Here is a 17,701-nt window from a genome sequence, read left to right on the forward strand (position 1 = left end):
TTAAATAAACATGCTAAAAATACCTACTAAATTGCCATCAAAAGCAAAGGTCTTTTAACTTTGCGAATTATCAGCAAACATTTTCTGTGTATAGTTTAGCAGGAAGAAAATTCAGAATGGATTCATAAGCAATGGAAGATAAAATAAACGCATTACAGGAAGAAATTAATCAATATTCCGTTCAAAGCGAAGAAGAGCTTGAGGCCTACCGTATGCGCTTCATCAGCCGTAAGAGTGTAATTGGTGACCTTTTGGGAGCCATCAAAGATGTAGCGCCGGAGAAACGGAAAGAAGCTGGGATGATGCTCAACCAGCTTAAAAACGATGCTCAGGCTAAGTTCAAAGCATTAATTACAGAACTGGAATCCCAAAAAGCGAGTGCACAAGCAATAGATGTTCCTGACCTTACTTTACCACCCATTCCTGATGAATTGGGAGCAATTCATCCCCTAACCCAGGTACGGAACCGAATAGTAGAGATATTTGAGAGGATTGGCTTTCAGGTTGTTGATGGCCCTGAGATTGAGGATGATCGTCACAACTTTACTGCGCTTAATTTCCCACCCAACCATCCGGCCAGAGAAATGCAGGATACGTTCTTTATTGAAAAGAATCCTGATATGGTGCTACGGACACATACCTCTTCTGTGCAGATTCGTATGATGGAGGACGGTAACCCACCTTTCCGAGCCATAATGCCTGGCCGTGTATTTAGAAATGAAGCTATTTCTGCCCGTGCTCACTGTGTCTTTCATCAGGTTGAAGGTTTGTATGTTGATAAAAATGTGAGCTTTGCCGACCTTAAACAAACTTTGCTTCACTTCGCTAAAGAGCTTTTCGGTCCTGAAACAGGTATACGCCTGAGGCCCTCTTATTTCCCTTTTACAGAACCCAGTGCAGAACTAGATATTTGGTGGGGGAACAAGACTGAAGCCGATAAAAGAATTACCAAAGGTACCGGATGGCTTGAAATTGGAGGTTGCGGTATGGTAGATCCGTTTGTGCTGGAGAGTTGCGGCATTGATCCTGAAGAGTATACCGGCTTTGCCTTTGGTATGGGCATAGAGCGTATTGCAATGATCAAATACCAAATTAAAGATCTACGCTTATTTACTGAAAATGACATTCGCTTTCTAAAACAATTTTCTCAATTCAACTGATACAATTCCGGCATTATTTGCGTTTGCTGATTAAAGCACTTGCAAATTCATAGAATATGTTTATCGATAGCCTAAAGGCACCCTTATTTTTGATTTTAGTATTGTCTGTAATACTATCGTTCAGTAGCTGCGAACAAGATAACTGGATTTCTCCTATTCCATATGTGTTAGTTGATACGACTATCAATTTAAGTAATCAACAATATTTACCGCTTAGAATTGACGGGGGCTATGTAGAAATTTTGGGAGGTTACAAAGGAATAATCATATACAGAGAAAATGCCAGCACGTATCGCGCATTTGAAAAAGCCAGCCCTTACCGAACTGATGAAGCCTGTGCGTATATGTATGTTGATCCCTCTGGGCTATTTTTAAGAGAAGGTTGTGCTAACTCGGTTTATGATTTTAAAGGAAATCCAAGTGGAGGCTTATCACAGTATCCTTTACGGCAATACCAGACTTATTTAGAGGGTAACTATCTCAATATATACAACGAAGGTGGATTATAAGAAAAAAAACCGGAATATTCTCCGGTTTTTTGTTTCTCAATAATGGGTAAGATTATAATATTTTTTCTATGATACTATCAATCGTAACACCCTCGGCATCTGCTTTGAAGTTACGTACGATTCTATGCCTTAGTATGGGTTTCGCCACTGCCTGTACATCTTCAATATCAGGAGAATATTTACCGCTTAACAAAGCATTACATTTTGAGGCCAGCACCAGATATTGAGAAGCTCTTGGCCCTGCTCCCCATTCCAAAAACTCATTCGCGACTTCACTTGCACTTGATGTTTGAGGGCGTGTTTTGTGAACCAATGAAACTGCATATTCTACCACATTATCGGCAATAGGAACTCTTCTGATCAGTCTTTGATACGCTACTATCTGCTCACCGGTCAATACTTCCTGTATCAGATAATTTTTATCAGAAGTTGTATTTTTTACAATATCTACCTCGGATTGATAAGCTGGATAATCCAAGAGAATATTAAACATAAAACGGTCAAGCTGTGCTTCCGGCAAAGGGTAGGTCCCCTCCTGCTCTATCGGGTTTTGCGTAGCCAACACATAAAACGGCCTTTCTAATGGATAATGAACGCCAGCAACCGTTACTGAGTATTCCTGCATGGCTTCAAGCAAAGCAGCCTGCGTCTTAGGAGGAGTACGGTTGATCTCATCAGCCAAAATGATATTGGCAAAAATGGGCCCTTTGATGAACCTGAAATTTCTTTCTTTGTCAATAGTTTCAGCTCCCAGGATGTCAGAGGGCATCAGATCAGGTGTAAACTGAATACGATTAAAGCTAAGATTTACTGCAGAAGCAATCGTATGAATCAGCAAAGTTTTGGCCAGCCCTGGTACACCTACTAGTAAACTATGGCCTTGGCAAAAAATTGAAGTGAGTAAAAGCTTTACCACCTCATCTTGTCCTATTACTACTTTTCCGATTTCATTTTTAAGATTATGATAGTCTTCGTGTAGCTTGTCAGCTAGTTTAATTTCTGTATTCTGCTGATCCATTGTTTAGGTTTGGTTTAGAAAAAATTTAAGGAATCAAGGTACATGTTATGAATTAGACCAGCGTCAAATACTGCCCGTAATATCACAGCGGCCATATTCAGGATCAATTTCTATAAAAACTTCATCTCTGGCATCGTTGAACCACCTTCGAAGTGCGTCAGTCTTGCGCTCCTGCAATGCAGCATCATAAATTTTTTGATAGTCGTCCTTAAGATTCGCCTGATGGGGACGTGTTCTGTCTTTATAGTAAAGCATACGAACTGCCTTTCTACCATCCGGCATACGATACTCCAGCGGCTGTGTGATGTCGCCTACCTGCATGGTATCTATTACAAAAAAAACAACCGGATCTATCTGATCCGTTGAGACACGATTGGAACCATCCTGACTCATAAAAAAGCCTCCGCTACCCGCTGTTTCTTTATCGTCGGAATGCTCTTTTGCTGCTTTGGCAAAGTCGAGCGTATCGTTGATAATTTTTTCGCGAAGACTATCCAGAAAGACTTCAGCATTTTTAATGTCTAAATCCGACGAATTAGGCTTTAAGAGAATATGGCGGCTGTTATAGCGATTTCCTCTCCTTTCAATTAGCTGTATCAGGTGAAAACCAAATTCTGATTCCACCGGTTGAGAAAGCTCTCCCGGCTGCATCTGCAGGGCCGTTGCCTCATACTCAGGTACCAATTGCCCTCTTTCCATAAATCCAAGTTCACCTCCCTGTACCGCTGAACCCGGATCTTCTGAATATTCTTCAGCGAGCTCCGCAAAACTTTCACCGGATAAAATCCTTTCTCTGATATCCAGAAGTTTTTTACGGGTGATGTCTTTTTGATTTTTGCTAACCGTGGGTAATTTCACAATCTGCCCTACGGTAACTTCAGTGGAATAAAAAGGAAGGCTATCCTGAGGGATATTATTGAAAAATTGTCTGACCTCAGAAGGGGTAACTTTGACATCCTGTGTAATGGTCTGTTGCATCTGTTGTGCAGTGAGTTGATCACGGATGTCACCCCGAAGCTCATCCCGAAATTCTTCAACAGACTTACCAAACTGCTCTTCAATATTTTCTCTTCCGTAGCGGCTGATGAATGCCTGAAGACGACGGTCTAGGTTTGCATTCACCTCATCGTCAGATACTACCACTGAATCTATTTCAGCCTTGGCGAGAAGTACTTTTTCAATGACTAACTGACGAAGGACGTCGCAGCGGTCTATTTTGATGTTAGGATCTCGCTGTGACTCAAGGTAGGCGGCTTCAAGATCAGAGCGGAGTACAATGTAGTTGTCAACTTTCGCGACAATTTTATCAATTGTTGTACCTCCACTATACTGAGCCTTGAGCTCCTGAGTAAAGGAAAAAGATATGATTAATGCTAAAAACGCAATGGCACTAAGGTTCCCCTTGTGCAAGATTTCTTTTATCATGGGTTGTGGGTGTGTATATCTCAAACTCATTATTTTCACTAGCTTCCTGGAATATCTCTTCTTCCAGTTTTTGGGTCAACGCTACCTTACGTTTATTGGTGATGATTTTAACAATATCATCCCTTACAAACTCTAAGGGCGAAATCTGGTCAGTAATTTTGTAATCAGTAACTTTAACAAAATACACATAAATGTCGTCGGAGGTTTCAATAAACTCATTTTCTCTTAAAAACTGAACTTTATTGGGTATACTCACGAGAGGAGTGTTTTTTATGACATCCTCAAAATCATACCATATTGAATCATCCAGAGAATATGAAGCAGCAAAACTAAGACAATATGACTTGATTTCCTCTCTCACAGCTTCATCCATCGTACTTTGAAAGAGCTTTTTCAAGCGGCCGGTTCTGGGAGCTTCCAATGGTACTTTGGCAAATATACCCTTGATGATATTCTGCTTCAGCTCAAAGTTATCTTTATTTTCCTGATAATACGCTTTTATTTCCTCTTCTGAAACTTCGGTATCTACTCTTTGATTAACGTAATTTTTTTCAAACTCATATACCATCAAGGCATATCGGTAATCTAAAATTTTTCTTTCCAGCTCAGCTTCATCAAATTTTATCTGCGTGGCAGCCTCCGCAATTAGCAGTTGTTTACGCACCCAGGAGTCAATATAGCGACTGATTATGCTGGCACTGTCTACTGAATTAACATTATTGTCTAAGATTCCTTCTAAATCCTGCTGGTACAAATAATTATCATAAACTCTAGCAACCGGTACCAATACCACACCCTCCTCAGCCTCTTGATTTTTAAAACGTAAAAAAGACGGCAGATTTCGTTCTTTACAAGCACTCATGATCAGAAAGAACCCTAAAAACAAAGCTAATTTATTCATTTTCGGCTATTAATTGTTGTATCAATTTTGTTAATACTTCTTTATCAACGGAAACTGGGTAGGTACTTCTGAGCGTCACGATCCATTCCCTATCTAATGCTTGCTGCAAATCAGAGATCACTCTCCCTTTAACTTCTTCAAATTCTTTCTGTGATGGAGGTATCACTTCATGCACCACAACTTTGTAAACGCGATCGTTAGCTTCCGTCACATAGCTGCCGACTTTCCAGTTGATTTGATCAATAACTTCTTCAGCACCGCTTCTACTTTCTCCTTCTTCGTATATGTCCTTAAAAATTTGAAGATTCAATGCGGATTCCTGGTTTACTTTCTCTTCTACTTCCTCAATCAGCCTTTTATTTATCTTTTGTGTTCCAATGATTTGATCAGCTCTTTGGATTGTTTTTTCGTCTATTGCTTCAAAAATAGTTGCATCAAGCCTTTCTTTCCAACGATAGTTCTCTTGATGATGTTGGTAATACTCCAGTAATTTACTTTCATTTTCACTGGCTTCTCCCCAAACTTTATCTTCCATGATATCAAATAACAGAATTCCTTCTTTATATTCCTGAGCCAGACGACGATAGTCAGGATACTTGTCGGCCAAGTGAGATTCTTCGTATGACAAGATTTTATCTTCTTCAAAGGCTGCATACAGCTGCTTCGCACGGCTACTATCCACCGGCAATGTGATCTGCTTTTCTTCTAAATAACCTTCCAAGGCTGAAAAGGCAAACACTGTATCACTGATTGAAAATAAGACACCTAAGCGATGAGGCTTTGCAATTTCAGGCGTGGCACTCAGGTAATCAATAGATTGCCTGATGATTGCATTATTAGGCTCGTATTGATTTTCTTCCTTCAAAAGAGCTACTGTCTTATCCTCAACTTTCATCTGTTGTAAATTACTTTCTATCTTCCGCTCAATCAGCGGACGGAGCATTTCAAAGGGCTCTAACCCCTTTCTGTCCACCAGTTTGATAATATGCCAACCGTATCTGGTCTTTACTGGCTTGGAAATATCTCCCACCTGACTTAATCTAAAAGCTGTCTCTTCAAAGCTATTCAGGGTGCCACCGGCAGAAAAATAGGGAAACTCACCTCCACTAGAACGGGTAGATTGATCCTCTGAATAACGCTCGGTCATTTCATTCCAATCCGCTCCCGCCTGTAATTTATTATAAATTTCTAACGCCTTCTGATAAGATTTTGAACCTTCATTTTCCCCCTCATCATTCTGAAACCTGATCATGATATGTGCCACTTTCACTTTTCCCTGATAGGGTCTGCGGTCATGAACTTTGATCACATGATAGCCAAAATTGGTTCTTACCGGCTTAGAAATTGACCCCGGAGGGGTTTGATAGGCGACGCTTTCAAATGGATATACCATTTGTAATCCTGAAAAATAGCCAAGGTTTCCTCCATTCTGTTCTGCCGAGGGGTCATCAGAATACTTTTCGGCAAGCATAGAAAATGACCTTCCCTCTAAGGCAAGCTTCCTCAGGCTATCTGCTTTCTGAAAATATGCTATGGTATCTGCACCGCTAGTTTTTTCGGGTACATTGATCAGGATATGCGAGGCATGGATTTCTTCCTTCAGCCTATCATAGGCTTCCTTGACCAGCATTTCCTTAAAGCGATTCTCCACCATAAAAGGTTTTGCCAGCTGTTTTCGGTATTTTTCAAACTCCTGCTGAAATGCTGGTTGCTGATGAAATCCAGCAGCATAGGCTGCCTTTACCTTTAACTTAAAATTGATATACAGATCTAGATAGTCTTGTACAGATTTCTCTATCTCCTCTTCATCCCATTTATCCAGAGAGTCTTTATGGTTCTTCAGGTAGATGTACTGGAAGTCATCCGCGATCACAGAATCCTGACCATAAGTAAAAATAGCCTGTTCGGATAAATTCAGGGGAGTTGGGGCATGAATTTCAGTAACTTTCTTCTTGCTGGCACATGCGTGCAGAAAGAAAATAACGAAACTGAAAAAAATAAGCCTGGCAGAGAGAAACTTTGTGGTTTTAATGGGCCTCATTTTTTAATCCTCAGTATTCTATTATACAGAATTAGTGCAATGTTAACGAATTTTTATTAGCCTATGTGCCAATATCCTTTGTACGTACCAGAATCGGTTAAATTGCAAAAATTTGTCAAGTCAAAACATCAATAATACTTTTATAATTCTCTCATGTCCGTACAAAAAGTTTATAACAAACCTCCTCTCTGATCTCTTTTAGAGTTAATTATCTTACAAATAATTGGAGTACCGTAAGGATAAGGCTAAGGATACCTTAATTCAACAGTATTTATCCTATCACTTAGGTTTATAGATTGAGGATTAATCTTTATTTTTGCGCCTCTTAACAAAATAACCATTATGCCTTTAAGCGATCAAGAAATAAGAAGAAGAGAAGAGCGTGAAGAGCTCATGAAAATGGGAATCAATCCCTACCCTGCCGAGCCTTTTGAAGTGAATGTAAGTATCAATAATATTCTGCGATATTACGAACAAAGAAAAACTGATTACAAAGATGTAAGTCTGTCCGGAAGACTGATGAGCCGAAGGGTAATGGGCTCAGCCTCTTTTGCTGAGATCCAGGATGCGACCGGCCGCATGCAGATTTATGTCCGCAGAGACGATATTTGTGAAGGAGAAGACAAAAGTCTTTACAATACTGTATTTAAAAAACTTCTTGACATCGGCGATATTGTTGGGGTAAGAGGCTATGTTTTTACCACACAGGCTGGTGAGATAACACTACATGTGACAGAGCTCAAGCTACTCACTAAATCATTGCGACCTCTTCCTATTGTAAAAGAAGTGAAAGGTGAAGGAGGCAATAAAACTTACGATGCATTCAAAGACCCTGAACAAAGGTACCGTCAACGTTATGTAGACCTGATTGTTAATCCTGAAGTAAAAGAAGTGTTTAGAAAACGAAGCATGCTGGTAAATTCTATGCGCTCTTTTCTTAGCAACCGAGGTTATATGGAAGTAGAAACTCCTATTCTACAACCTTTATACGGTGGTGCTGCTGCTCGCCCCTTCAAAACGCATCACAATACCCTTGATACTACGCTTTATCTGCGTATTGCCAATGAACTGTACCTGAAGCGACTGATCGTGGGTGGTTATGACGGTGTTTACGAATTTGCCAAAGACTTTAGAAATGAAGGTATGTCCCGCTTCCATAATCCTGAGTTTACGCAAATGGAGCTTTATGTGGCCTACCGTGACTATGAGTGGATGATGGATTTGGTAGAAGAAATGGTAGAGAAGATCGCTATGGATATTCATGGTACTACCGAAGTACAGGTGGGAGAACATGTGATCAATTTTCAGCGCCCATGGAAGCGCTTCACAATGTTTGAAGCTATCAAGCATTTCACTGACATTGACATCAGTGAGATGGAAGAAGAAGAAATAAGGCAAACAGCCCATGATTTAAAAGTGCCGGTGAACGAAACTATGGGTAAGGGCAAGCTAATTGACGAAATCTTCGGCGAAAAATGTGAGCCCTTTTTAATCCAGCCTACATTTATTACCGATTACCCAGTTGAAATGTCGCCATTAGCCAAAAAGCACAGAAGTAAGCCCGGCTTGGTAGAACGTTTTGAGGCCATCTGCAATGGAAAAGAAATTTGCAATGCTTTCTCTGAGCTCAATGATCCTATTGATCAGCGCGAACGTTTTGAAGATCAGATCAAGCTGGGCAAACGGGGAGATGAAGAAGCCATGGTCCTGGATGAGGATTTTCTGAGAGCCCTGGAATATGGCATGCCCCCCACTGCCGGTTTAGGTATTGGTATTGACCGCCTGAGCATGATCATGACCAATCAGCCTTCCATACAGGAAGTACTCTTTTTTCCGCAGATGAAGCCGGAAGTAAAAGCAAAAACTGCTTCAGACGAAGATTTCATCAACAAAGGAGTAAGGGAGGAGCTGATCCCTATTCTACAAAAGCTAGGCATCCTTACGATAGAACAGTTACAGGAATCTTCTCCTAATAAGCTTTTCAACGATGTATGCGGAATGCGGAAAAAAATGAAGCTTAAGGAAGTGAAAAACCCTACCAAAGAAGAAGTAGAAAGCTGGATAAAATAGTTTTGAGTGCTAAAGTGTTATAGTTCATATTGTTTTAGTTAAAGACTTTTTAAAAACTATTGCACTTAGGAACATAACACTTAAACTATACTATGGTACACCTCATGAAAGTGGGCTGTGGGACCGGGCCACGGCGGCACGGGGTGCCCCGCACAAGCCCACGGCGTGTATGCCCTGGTTTGTGTCTTACAAACCGGAAATGCATCGTAGTATACACTAAAACTAAAACTCTGAAGCATCATAACACCAAAACTATAACACTATCAAAACATTATGAAAATAAGAATCGGTTATGGCTATGATGTACACCAATTAGAAGAAGGTCGTGAATTTTGGCTGGGTGGAATTAAATTAGAGCACTCTCACGGAGCTAAAGGGCATTCGGATGCTGATGTGTTGATCCATGCCATTTGCGATGCCTTGCTTGGTGCCGCGAATTTGAGGGACATCGGTTATCATTTTCCGGATACTGATCCGCAATACAAAGGGATTGACAGCAAGAAATTACTGGCAAATGTCATGTCATTGATCCGAGATCATGGCTATAAATTAGGCAATGTTGATGCTACGGTTTGTCTTGAAGCCCCAAAAGTTAATCCACATATTTCTCAAATGATCAGTGTAATGGCAGATGTAATGAAGGTAGATGAAAATGACATCTCAATCAAAGCGACTACTTCGGAAAAGATGGGGTTTGTGGGAAGAAAAGAAGGCATAGCAGCCCATGCGGTAGCATTAATTCAGCAGATATAAAATCATAATCAGATGGCAGAGGAAATCAGGCTCATGGGTACAGGGGATGGCTCTCATACTTTACTTAATGTAATGCTCAATGAAACCTACCACTCACGTCATGGTGCCCTTCGTGAATCTCAACATGTTTTTATTAAGGCTGGTCTAAGCCATTGGCTAAATTTACACGCTGATGTACAAAACATCAAAATATTTGAAATGGGTATGGGTACTGGCTTGAACCTTATACTGACACTTCAGCAGGCTCTACAGCTTCCTAAGCTTAAATTTGACTATCTCAGCCTGGAAGCTTACCCTCTTAAAAGCAAAATTATAGCTCAGCTCAACTATGTGGAATTACTTCAGGATCCATCATTGATAGCTCTATTTAAGAAAATACATGAAGCGGAATGGAATAGCTGGCAAGAAATACTGCCTAATTTTCAGCTAAATAAAGTGCATCAAAAACTGGAAGACTTTCAGATTTCAGAAAAGAGTGCGGACCTGATTTACTATGATGCATTTGCACCCAACAAGCAAGCTGAACTTTGGTCTTTAGATACGATTAAAAAAGTTTGCAGCATGTTAAAAGAAAATGGCGTGTTTGTAACTTACTGTGCAAAAGGGCAGCTTAAACGAGACCTTAAATCGTTGGGATTAAAATTAGAAACTCTTGCCGGACCACCTGGAAAAGCGGAAATGGTAAGAGCAACAAAGTAAACGCTTTATTCCTGATACTATTTCTTCCCCCTCCTTTTACTGGCAGGATAATATTTATAAATTATCATCTTTATATAGATTAATCTTGAACAACCTAAATCTATGGATCGCAGAAATTTTATTAAAACTTCAGCTGCCAGTAGCATGGCTCTTTCAGCCTGGTCTTTTCAACCTTCTTTTCAGCAAAAAAAATACACCACAGCGCTTATAGGAAGTGGCTGGTGGGGCATGAATATCCTCAGAGAAGCTATTGCCTCTGGTTCATCTAAGGTGATCGCTCTCTGTGATGTAGACCAGAATCAACTGGACACTGCTATGGAAGAAACTTCCAAGCTAACCAGTGATCAACCCAAACGCTACAGCGATTTTCGTGAGCTGATCGCCCAGGAAAAACCTGATATTGTGATTGTCGCCACTCCCGATCACTGGCATCCTTTGATTACGATAGAAGCCGTTAACAACGGAGCACACGTCTATGTTGAAAAACCTATCGGGCATACTGTAAATGAAGGGGTTGCGATGATCAAAGCTGCCCGGGCCAACAACCGTAAAGTACAAGTAGGTACGCATCGCCGGGTTTCTCCCCATAATATTTCCGGTATAGAGTTTCTCAAGTCAGGCAAAGCAGGTAAGATCGGTATGGTGAGAGCATTTGTTCACTACGGAGGCGGGCCTGGAGAACCTACGCCTGATGCTGAGCCGCCAGCAGGCTTGGACTGGGATATGTGGTGCGGTCCTGCGCCATTGGTTGATTACAATCCTCGCATTCATCCCAAAGGCTTCAGGCAGTTTCTTAACTTCGCGAATGGGCAGATCGGTGACTGGGGCATTCACTGGCTGGATCAGATATTATGGTGGACTGAAGAGAAAGCCCCCAAGTCCATACATTCTTTTTCTGCCAGGCATATTAAGGAAGACAACACTACGGCACCCGATACTCAGGTGGTCAATTATGAGTTTGAAGACTTTACTGCTGTTTGGGAACACCGCCAATATGCCGCTAATAATGCTGAAAAACATAATATTGGCTGCTATTTTTATGGTACAGAAGGTACTTTTCACATGGGTTGGCTTGATGGGTGGAACTTCTACCCTGCTGATAGTAAAAAGCAGATAATCCACCAGGAACCAACACTTCATGACCCAGACAAGCAAAATATCAAAGAGCTATGGGCTGATTTCCTGCATTCTATTGAGAATGACAGGCTACCTGTCTGTGATATTGAGATAGGGCATCACTCTACAAACATGAGCTTGCTGGGCATGCTTTCCAGTAAATTAGGCAGAAGCATTAATTGGGATGTTGCTACGCAAACTATTCCTAATGACCCTGAAGCTAACAAATTACTTTCTCGTGAATACAGAGATCCATGGAACTATCCTTCAGTTTGATTTTCCATTTTTCTTTCAGGGGAGCAGTATGAGTTCCCCTATTTTTCTACTTCTCTAGTTTCTACTTTTACAGAATGCTTTTTGGGTACTATCTCTCTTCCAATATTGGCAGCGTAAACTTTGGTAAACATCGCTCCAATCAATACAATAATGGATGAGTAAAAAACCCAAATTAATATACCAGCCAATGAGCCAGCAGCACCATAGGTAGAAGTAATATTAGTATTGGAAAGCATTAAGCCAATCAGCAATTTACCAATTGTAAAAAGTAAACCGGTGACCAGGGCTCCTACCCCTACATCTCTCCACCTTACTTTAGCATCTGGCAGAAATTTGAAGATAAGCCCAAAGATGACAGATATGACGATAAGAGAAATAAAGTAATTGGCTACTTCCATTACATATACGGTGTAGTCAGAAAGTATTCTTTCCATATAACTACGTGCAAAGGATAAGATAGCATCTAATGCCAGTGAGACCAGCATTAAAAAACCTAAAATGATGATCATGGAAAATGAAAGCAACCTGTCACGTGCAAACTTCAGTGCTCCGGTCTTTGGCTTTGGCTTAACATTCCATATAGCATTCAATGCTTTCTGGAGAAAAGCAAAAATTACAGTCGCACTAAAAACCAAAAAAACAATACTGATTATCCCAAACAGGAGTCCTGACTCGGAAACTGATCTGCTTTCAATGATACTAATGATCTCTTCAGCGCTAGCAGGACCTATCAATTCTTCAATCTGATTGGCCAGGTTCTGCTGTATTTCTTTTACTGAAAGAAAATCCCCTATTACCCTGACAATGATAATTAGTACAGAGGGTAATGAAAAAACAGTAAAGAAAGCAATCGCCGCAGCATAAACTACCGGATCGTTTTTTTGGAAGGTTTTTACTGTCTCACGTATCAGGAAATAAGTTTTGCTGAAAAAGTTAGAGAGCATACTCTAGGTTTAATTTAGACTAACTAATATAACCTAAAGAATGTTTATTTAGTAAAAAACCACTTCACAATCAGGGTGCTCTTCAGTAAATTTTTCTACGTCCTTGCTGGACACCCGGGTATTGTAGCAGGCAAGTCTTTCAAGCTGATAAAGGCCTTTGAGTGATTTAAGCTTCTTTACATTAGTGTTGAAACATTCCAGTACCCTGAGATTTATCAGGGATGAAATATGTTTCAGTTTACTAACTTGTGTGCCAGAGCAATTTAGTACTTCAAGTTCTATCAAGTTTCTGAGAGGCTTCAAATCCTCAATCGGAGTATTTTGGCAGTCCAAATACTTGAGGTTTGTCAATTTACTTATAGGCTCCAAAGACCTGATAGGGTTACGAGAACAAGTCAGTTTTTCCAGAGAATACACCTGGCTCAAAGGAGATAGGTCTTTAACTGCGGTATTCGTAATTTCAAGCTCTCTCAGGTTTACAAATTCCCTGATCGGTGAGAGATCCCATATTTCATTATTGTTACTTATTACCAGCTTTTCAGTAAAAGCGATTTCGTGCAATTGATCCTTACTGGGTATACCTGAAATTGCCATCTGATTTCTCATGGCTTCTTTCCAGGCAGGAGACAAAGCTTCATTCCACCACAAGCTTAATTCATCTGATTTGTAAATAACCAGACAGCCAGGATGACTGCGGATAAACTCTAATATTTCAGGTTCCTGGAGTGATGTATGCTCACAACTAAGATGCTCAATATTATTTAAATCACTTAGGGGCGATAAACTGCTTACAGCAGTCTTATCAATGTTCAAAATACTCAAATTTGATGCTTCGCTCAATGCGCCCACACTATCCACCAAAGTACCTGAACAGTCCAGATATTGCAGGTCCAACAGTTCACTAAGCGGTTGCAGGCTTTGTACACTTGTATTCGCACAATTAAGTTTTCTGAGGTTACGCAGACGGCTTAAGGGATCTAAAGAAGTGATTTCCTTTTTGTTGCTAATATCAATACTTGTCAGGTTCGCGATTTCCGCAAGTTTTTCTTTACTCAGCGAATCAAAAGATACATACTGCGTAAAAATTTCTTTCCAATAGTTATCCAGATCATCCCACCAACTCTGTAAAGCTTCTGATTCATAAATGACCAAAACACTGTTATTTACCATCATAAACCTGGTGGCATCCTGCTGTGTGATGGGCGTCTCATCGCAGTAAACCTTTTGCAAAGCGGGCAAACCCGCCAATGGATCAAGCGATTTGATAGGGGTATTATTACAATATAATATCTCTAAATTGATGAGTTCAGACAATGCACTTAAATCATCTACAGGAGTGTACTCAATATTCAGTGTCTGTAAACTAACTGCACCTTTGATTGGCGCTAAGTTTTTAACATTTGTGCTGGAACAGTCAAGGTGCACAAGTCCGCTAAGACTGGTAATGTCATCTAGCGTAGTAACCGCAGTATTGGCAAATCTTAGGTCCTTAATGCCGGTTAAGGGTACTAACTCATATACTGATGTACTGTTGATGTATAGTTTTTCCAGTCGGGAAAAATTTGTGAGAATGCTCAGATCACTAATTTTTGTGCTGTTAGCGATGAGTTCTCTCAAATCCGTTGAATATTTTAATGGCTCCAGGCTATTTACAGCAGTACGACTGCAAATTAGTGTCTCCAGTTTAGTAAGGTTACGCAAAGGGACGATATCAGTGATACTGGTGCCGGAGATATCAAGGTAAGTAAGATTATTCATCCTGCTCAGCGGTTCCAATGTCTGTATATAGCGATTACCTGATACATCTAACCTTTCAAGCGCGGCAATCTCCCTGAGCATTCTGTAATTGACGGAGTCTATACTTACATCTATTTCTTCTTTAAAAATTTGCTGCCAATCGTAAGGCACTTCGTTCCACCAGTTAGCAAGCTCTTCCCTTTCACTGAGCTTGGTCGTATAAATGCTGGCTATTTTAAGCTGTTTCTCAGCTTCATTTAAATTTACCTCTATATACCTCAGTTGATTGGCATTGATGGTATCTTTACTGACGGTTACCCCTTGTAAATTACGGTTGGCAGTTAGCCTGAAAAATATTTTTCCTTCATCTGAGACGTAGTAGCTAACATCGTCCACATTAAATTCAAATGTGACGTTTTTGAAAAAGAAGTCAATATCCTTGAGATACGCCTGAACATTTTTATTAGTAACAACCACTCTCTCTTCATCAAGGTCATCCTCTATTTGTACTTCTTCATCTACAAACAGTTTTTTATAGCTTTCATTAATAATGGTCTCTTTCTGCTGGGTAGTAGCCTTCTCACTTCCCAGTATATTCATCATAGATTGCAGGAAAGAGACCATCTGGCTTGCCTGTTCTTTGTATTCATCAACCTGTTCAGAAGATAGTTCTTTTACTTGTGACTGGGCGTAAGCAGTTGAAGAAAAAAGGATAAATACCAGGCTAAAGCAGGAGAATGTGTAGTAAAGCTTATGCTTTTTCATTTTTCGTAATAGATGTACTTGGTCAATATCCCTCTTTCTTTAGGGCTAACTTTGACAAGGTCTGAGATCAGCCAACCCCGGTTATAGCCAGGACGATTAAATTTAGATAACTGGAAATACCAGCCATCTACCTGAAAGAAGTGAAACTTCACGTTTGATACCGTTTTAAACCTTAGATTAGAATTTTTAATTTCATAAAGCATAATAGACAGATAATCAGGCTGGTAGCCCCGAGCAGTGAACTGGTCTACCTTTTCTTTATTGTCCTGAAAAACTTTGCGAAGGTTCATGAAGTCTAATTCATGGCTCATAGGGTGTAGAAACTCAACTCCCCCGGTGGTATCGCTACTGAATAATTTTGCAAAAGGGGCAAAGTAGGCTCTTGTGATAATCCATTTTGAACCTACTTTTTCTTCCTGTAACCTCAGAAAAAGAATGGCATTTTCCTCACGGCCATTGTAAGTAAAGCGAGCGTTCACTTCCGCGAACCATTCTCCCCCGTGAAAATCCAATATTACCGGATCTGATTTACTGTTAACTTTATCAATAAATTCGCTTTTCAGGGTATTTGACAAACTTGGATTCTGGTTGTCAAATAACATCTTGAGATATTTATCTCTTAATTTAGGCTCTTGGAAGTTTTTGTCGCCAGTATAATAGCGATTCCCCTCCTGGTCTTCCTCACCATTGAATCTGCGAAAAAACTGATTTATCTGCTTCGTTTCTGCGTATAATACACTTTCATCTCCTAAGTATTCTCCGATGCCCTGAGCCTGAGCAGCCCATGACAAGAGTATCAATCCCAGCAATAAAGAAATTCTCGTCATTATGTTGTGGTTTCTGACACGCGAATGTCTCCTAAGAGCACATCCCAAAAATCAATTACTCGCCCACCTATTTGGGTTTCTTTCTTTTGAACAAATACAGTAATATCCTTCTTAGTAGTATCCTTGTATTCAAGACCATCATCTGACCTGCCTTCAAAACGCTGATAGATGGTAATTACCCCAACATAGGTACCATCAGGTTGCCTTTCCAGGTCACTGATATACTGAATATCATACCAACGAATAGTCACCTCATCATAGTTCAAAGCCATGAGATGTTCAAAGTAAGGTCTGATACCATAATATTCTATTTCAGAGCGATTTAAAGAACTTACTCCAATTTCCGCACCGGTTGCAAAAAGCTCTTCAGCACGATCAATAACCCTGTTAGCTTCTGAAAAAGGGGTATCTTTATTACCCACTATGCTGATATATTTACTCAGATCGCGTACTTTTTCCAGCGCTAATGAGTCAATAGCTTGTTTCCTTTGTGGGCTGATGGATTCACTCTGGGCCTGGGCGGCAAAAACGAATACATTTAGCATCAGTAATGATGCTAGTATAGATTTAAGGTTAAGCATTATCGGTAGTTTTTAATAAGTTCAACTTCTTTGATTTTACCATTTGCATCAACTTCTAAGTTGTGTATGGCAGCAGGCTGGCTTTTGGTATCTTTCAGATACTCAAGGTATTTTTTGATGGTGGTCGGTTCATCATAGTCAGTAGTACCTCCGCTCTGGCTGATAATAATCAGTACAGGCGTGTCAGGCGAGGAAAACATACTTAGGGCCTCACGAATACGATAGTTGGCATCAGAAGTACTTCTAGATGAAGAAAGTTCATTGAAAATATTTGTCAGTTGGGTATTGGCATCTTCAGCTATCGCCTCTTTTCTGCCTCCTGTGGCTTCTCTTACCCTGTCTGCAGCATTACGTTCACGAGTGATGATAGCCTCAGCTCTGGCTATGAGATCCTGAATTTCAGCATCATCAATGTTCATATCTTTGATACGATTCAACTCACTTTCTTTTTCCTCAAGAGTCATTGAACCATTGTCATTAATAATCGCAAGCAGTGTAGCCCTTGCCTCAGCAATGCGCTCAGCTTTGGCAGCAGCAGCAGCTCTTGCTTCTTTTTTAGCTTTACAACCAGAGGTTCCTACCGCGGCCCCGCCGATTAGCAATATCATTATGATATGGACAATACTTATTGACTTGAGAAATCTGACCGGAAGCATAGATTTATCCGGTTGTTTTTTTTGTACAGTGCTGATCTTCATAGTTTGATCAATTAATAATTATTAGGTTATGCGAATGTAATATGAGCCTGTAATTGAATTTATTTTAACAGAAAGACAATAGATTTGACTTAAAAAGCAGACTAAAACACAAAAGTACTGCATGATGATAATACAATTATACAAACATATTTTCGTGCAATTGCCAAAAGAAGATACGTTT

The 17,701-nt window shown here is 40.2% G+C and carries 15 protein-coding genes; 6 read left to right on the forward strand and 9 right to left on the reverse strand.

Going from position 1 to position 17,701, the window contains the following annotated elements:
* Positions 1–131 precede the first annotated feature (131 nt).
* Entirely contained in the window at positions 132–1,160 is a 1,029-nt protein-coding gene (gene pheS / locus OKW21_RS12875) for a phenylalanine--tRNA ligase subunit alpha (protein WP_277479941.1), read from the forward strand.
* Positions 1,161–1,261: 101 nt separating this feature from the next.
* The gene (locus OKW21_RS12880; RefSeq protein ID WP_277479942.1) at positions 1,262–1,669 is read left to right on the forward strand and encodes a hypothetical protein; all 408 of its coding nucleotides are present in this window, start codon (positions 1,262–1,264) and stop codon (positions 1,667–1,669) included.
* 52 nt (positions 1,670–1,721) lie between these two features.
* On the opposite strand, the gene OKW21_RS12885 is transcribed toward OKW21_RS12880, so the two are convergent.
* The 4 genes from OKW21_RS12885 to OKW21_RS12900 form a co-directional block, all read right to left on the reverse strand.
* On the reverse strand, positions 1,722–2,687 hold the full coding sequence (locus OKW21_RS12885; RefSeq protein WP_277479943.1) for an AAA family ATPase: 966 nt from the start codon (positions 2,685–2,687) through the stop codon (positions 1,722–1,724).
* A 63-nt stretch (positions 2,688–2,750) separates the two neighbouring features.
* Positions 2,751–4,112, reverse strand: a complete 1,362-nt coding sequence (locus OKW21_RS12890; protein WP_277479944.1) for a peptidylprolyl isomerase — start codon at positions 4,110–4,112, stop codon at positions 2,751–2,753.
* Positions 4,078–5,013: a peptidylprolyl isomerase gene (locus OKW21_RS12895; protein WP_277479947.1), complete on the reverse strand. Its 936-nt coding sequence runs from the start codon at positions 5,011–5,013 to the stop codon at positions 4,078–4,080. The genes OKW21_RS12890 and OKW21_RS12895 overlap by 35 nt, the downstream gene beginning before the upstream one ends.
* Positions 5,006–7,054 carry a peptidylprolyl isomerase gene (locus OKW21_RS12900; RefSeq protein WP_277479948.1) on the reverse strand — a complete coding sequence of 683 codons (2,049 nt, stop codon included), beginning with the start codon at positions 7,052–7,054 and terminating at the stop codon, positions 5,006–5,008. Before OKW21_RS12900 ends, OKW21_RS12895 begins: the two co-directional genes overlap by 8 nt.
* A gap of 342 nt (positions 7,055–7,396) precedes the next feature.
* Here OKW21_RS12900 and lysS point away from each other — a divergent pair, with 342 nt between their 5' ends.
* The 4 genes from lysS to OKW21_RS12920 all read left to right on the forward strand — a co-directional run bounded on the left by lysS (position 7,397) and on the right by OKW21_RS12920 (position 11,968).
* A complete protein-coding gene (gene lysS / locus OKW21_RS12905) occupies positions 7,397–9,124 on the forward strand; it encodes a lysine--tRNA ligase (RefSeq protein ID WP_277479949.1) in 1,728 nt (575 codons plus the stop codon).
* A gap of 273 nt (positions 9,125–9,397) precedes the next feature.
* Positions 9,398–9,877 carry a 2-C-methyl-D-erythritol 2,4-cyclodiphosphate synthase gene (ispF, locus tag OKW21_RS12910; RefSeq protein ID WP_277479951.1) on the forward strand — a complete coding sequence of 160 codons (480 nt, stop codon included), beginning with the start codon at positions 9,398–9,400 and terminating at the stop codon, positions 9,875–9,877.
* Between the two features lie 12 nt (positions 9,878–9,889).
* A complete protein-coding gene (mnmC2, locus tag OKW21_RS12915) occupies positions 9,890–10,576 on the forward strand; it encodes a tRNA (5-methylaminomethyl-2-thiouridine)(34)-methyltransferase MnmC2 (protein ID WP_277479952.1) in 687 nt (228 codons plus the stop codon).
* A gap of 102 nt (positions 10,577–10,678) precedes the next feature.
* Entirely contained in the window at positions 10,679–11,968 is a 1,290-nt protein-coding gene (locus OKW21_RS12920) for a Gfo/Idh/MocA family protein (RefSeq protein ID WP_277479953.1), read from the forward strand.
* Positions 11,969–12,006: 38 nt separating this feature from the next.
* Here the strand turns inward: OKW21_RS12920 and OKW21_RS12925 are convergent, their stop codons facing one another.
* From OKW21_RS12925 to OKW21_RS12945, 5 genes are read right to left on the reverse strand one after another with little or no spacing between them, the layout of a single operon-like run.
* Complete coding sequence (locus OKW21_RS12925) at positions 12,007–12,912, reverse strand: YihY/virulence factor BrkB family protein (RefSeq protein WP_277479954.1); 906 nt, start codon at positions 12,910–12,912, stop codon at positions 12,007–12,009.
* Positions 12,913–12,960: 48 nt separating this feature from the next.
* A complete protein-coding gene (locus OKW21_RS12930; RefSeq protein ID WP_277479955.1) occupies positions 12,961–15,414 on the reverse strand; it encodes a leucine-rich repeat domain-containing protein in 2,454 nt (817 codons plus the stop codon).
* Positions 15,411–16,241, reverse strand: coding sequence for a hypothetical protein (locus OKW21_RS12935; protein ID WP_277479956.1), 831 nt, complete (start codon positions 16,239–16,241; stop codon positions 15,411–15,413). The genes OKW21_RS12930 and OKW21_RS12935 overlap by 4 nt, the downstream gene beginning before the upstream one ends.
* Positions 16,241–16,786, reverse strand: coding sequence for a hypothetical protein (locus OKW21_RS12940; RefSeq protein ID WP_277487675.1), 546 nt, complete (start codon positions 16,784–16,786; stop codon positions 16,241–16,243). The genes OKW21_RS12935 and OKW21_RS12940 overlap by 1 nt, the downstream gene beginning before the upstream one ends.
* A gap of 35 nt (positions 16,787–16,821) precedes the next feature.
* The gene (locus tag OKW21_RS12945) at positions 16,822–17,520 is read right to left on the reverse strand and encodes a hypothetical protein (RefSeq protein WP_277479957.1); all 699 of its coding nucleotides are present in this window, start codon (positions 17,518–17,520) and stop codon (positions 16,822–16,824) included.
* Between the last annotated feature and the right edge of the window lie 181 nt (positions 17,521–17,701).

This window comes from Catalinimonas alkaloidigena (genome assembly GCF_029504655.1).
GTDB lineage: Bacteria > Bacteroidota > Bacteroidia > Cytophagales > Cyclobacteriaceae > Catalinimonas > Catalinimonas alkaloidigena.

What these genes read in the sequence shown, in the direction of transcription:
- lysS (WP_277479949.1), top strand. Translation starts at nt 7,397, where the DNA reads ATGCCTTTAAGCGATCAAGAAATAAGAAGAAGAGAAGAGCGTGAAGAG.
- ispF (WP_277479951.1), top strand. Translation starts at nt 9,398, where the DNA reads ATGAAAATAAGAATCGGTTATGGCTATGATGTACACCAATTAGAAGAA.
- OKW21_RS12920 (WP_277479953.1), top strand. Translation starts at nt 10,679, where the DNA reads ATGGATCGCAGAAATTTTATTAAAACTTCAGCTGCCAGTAGCATGGCT.
- OKW21_RS12925 (WP_277479954.1), bottom strand. Translation starts at nt 12,912, where the DNA reads ATGCTCTCTAACTTTTTCAGCAAAACTTATTTCCTGATACGTGAGACA.
- OKW21_RS12935 (WP_277479956.1), bottom strand. Translation starts at nt 16,241, where the DNA reads ATGACGAGAATTTCTTTATTGCTGGGATTGATACTCTTGTCATGGGCT.
- OKW21_RS12885 (WP_277479943.1), bottom strand. Translation starts at nt 2,687, where the DNA reads ATGGATCAGCAGAATACAGAAATTAAACTAGCTGACAAGCTACACGAA.
- OKW21_RS12895 (WP_277479947.1), bottom strand. Translation starts at nt 5,013, where the DNA reads ATGAATAAATTAGCTTTGTTTTTAGGGTTCTTTCTGATCATGAGTGCT.
- OKW21_RS12940 (WP_277487675.1), bottom strand. Translation starts at nt 16,786, where the DNA reads ATGCTAAATGTATTCGTTTTTGCCGCCCAGGCCCAGAGTGAATCCATC.
- mnmC2 (WP_277479952.1), top strand. Translation starts at nt 9,890, where the DNA reads ATGGCAGAGGAAATCAGGCTCATGGGTACAGGGGATGGCTCTCATACT.
- OKW21_RS12900 (WP_277479948.1), bottom strand. Translation starts at nt 7,054, where the DNA reads ATGAGGCCCATTAAAACCACAAAGTTTCTCTCTGCCAGGCTTATTTTT.
- OKW21_RS12890 (WP_277479944.1), bottom strand. Translation starts at nt 4,112, where the DNA reads ATGATAAAAGAAATCTTGCACAAGGGGAACCTTAGTGCCATTGCGTTT.
- OKW21_RS12945 (WP_277479957.1), bottom strand. Translation starts at nt 17,520, where the DNA reads ATGAAGATCAGCACTGTACAAAAAAAACAACCGGATAAATCTATGCTT.
- pheS (WP_277479941.1), top strand. Translation starts at nt 132, where the DNA reads ATGGAAGATAAAATAAACGCATTACAGGAAGAAATTAATCAATATTCC.
- OKW21_RS12930 (WP_277479955.1), bottom strand. Translation starts at nt 15,414, where the DNA reads ATGAAAAAGCATAAGCTTTACTACACATTCTCCTGCTTTAGCCTGGTA.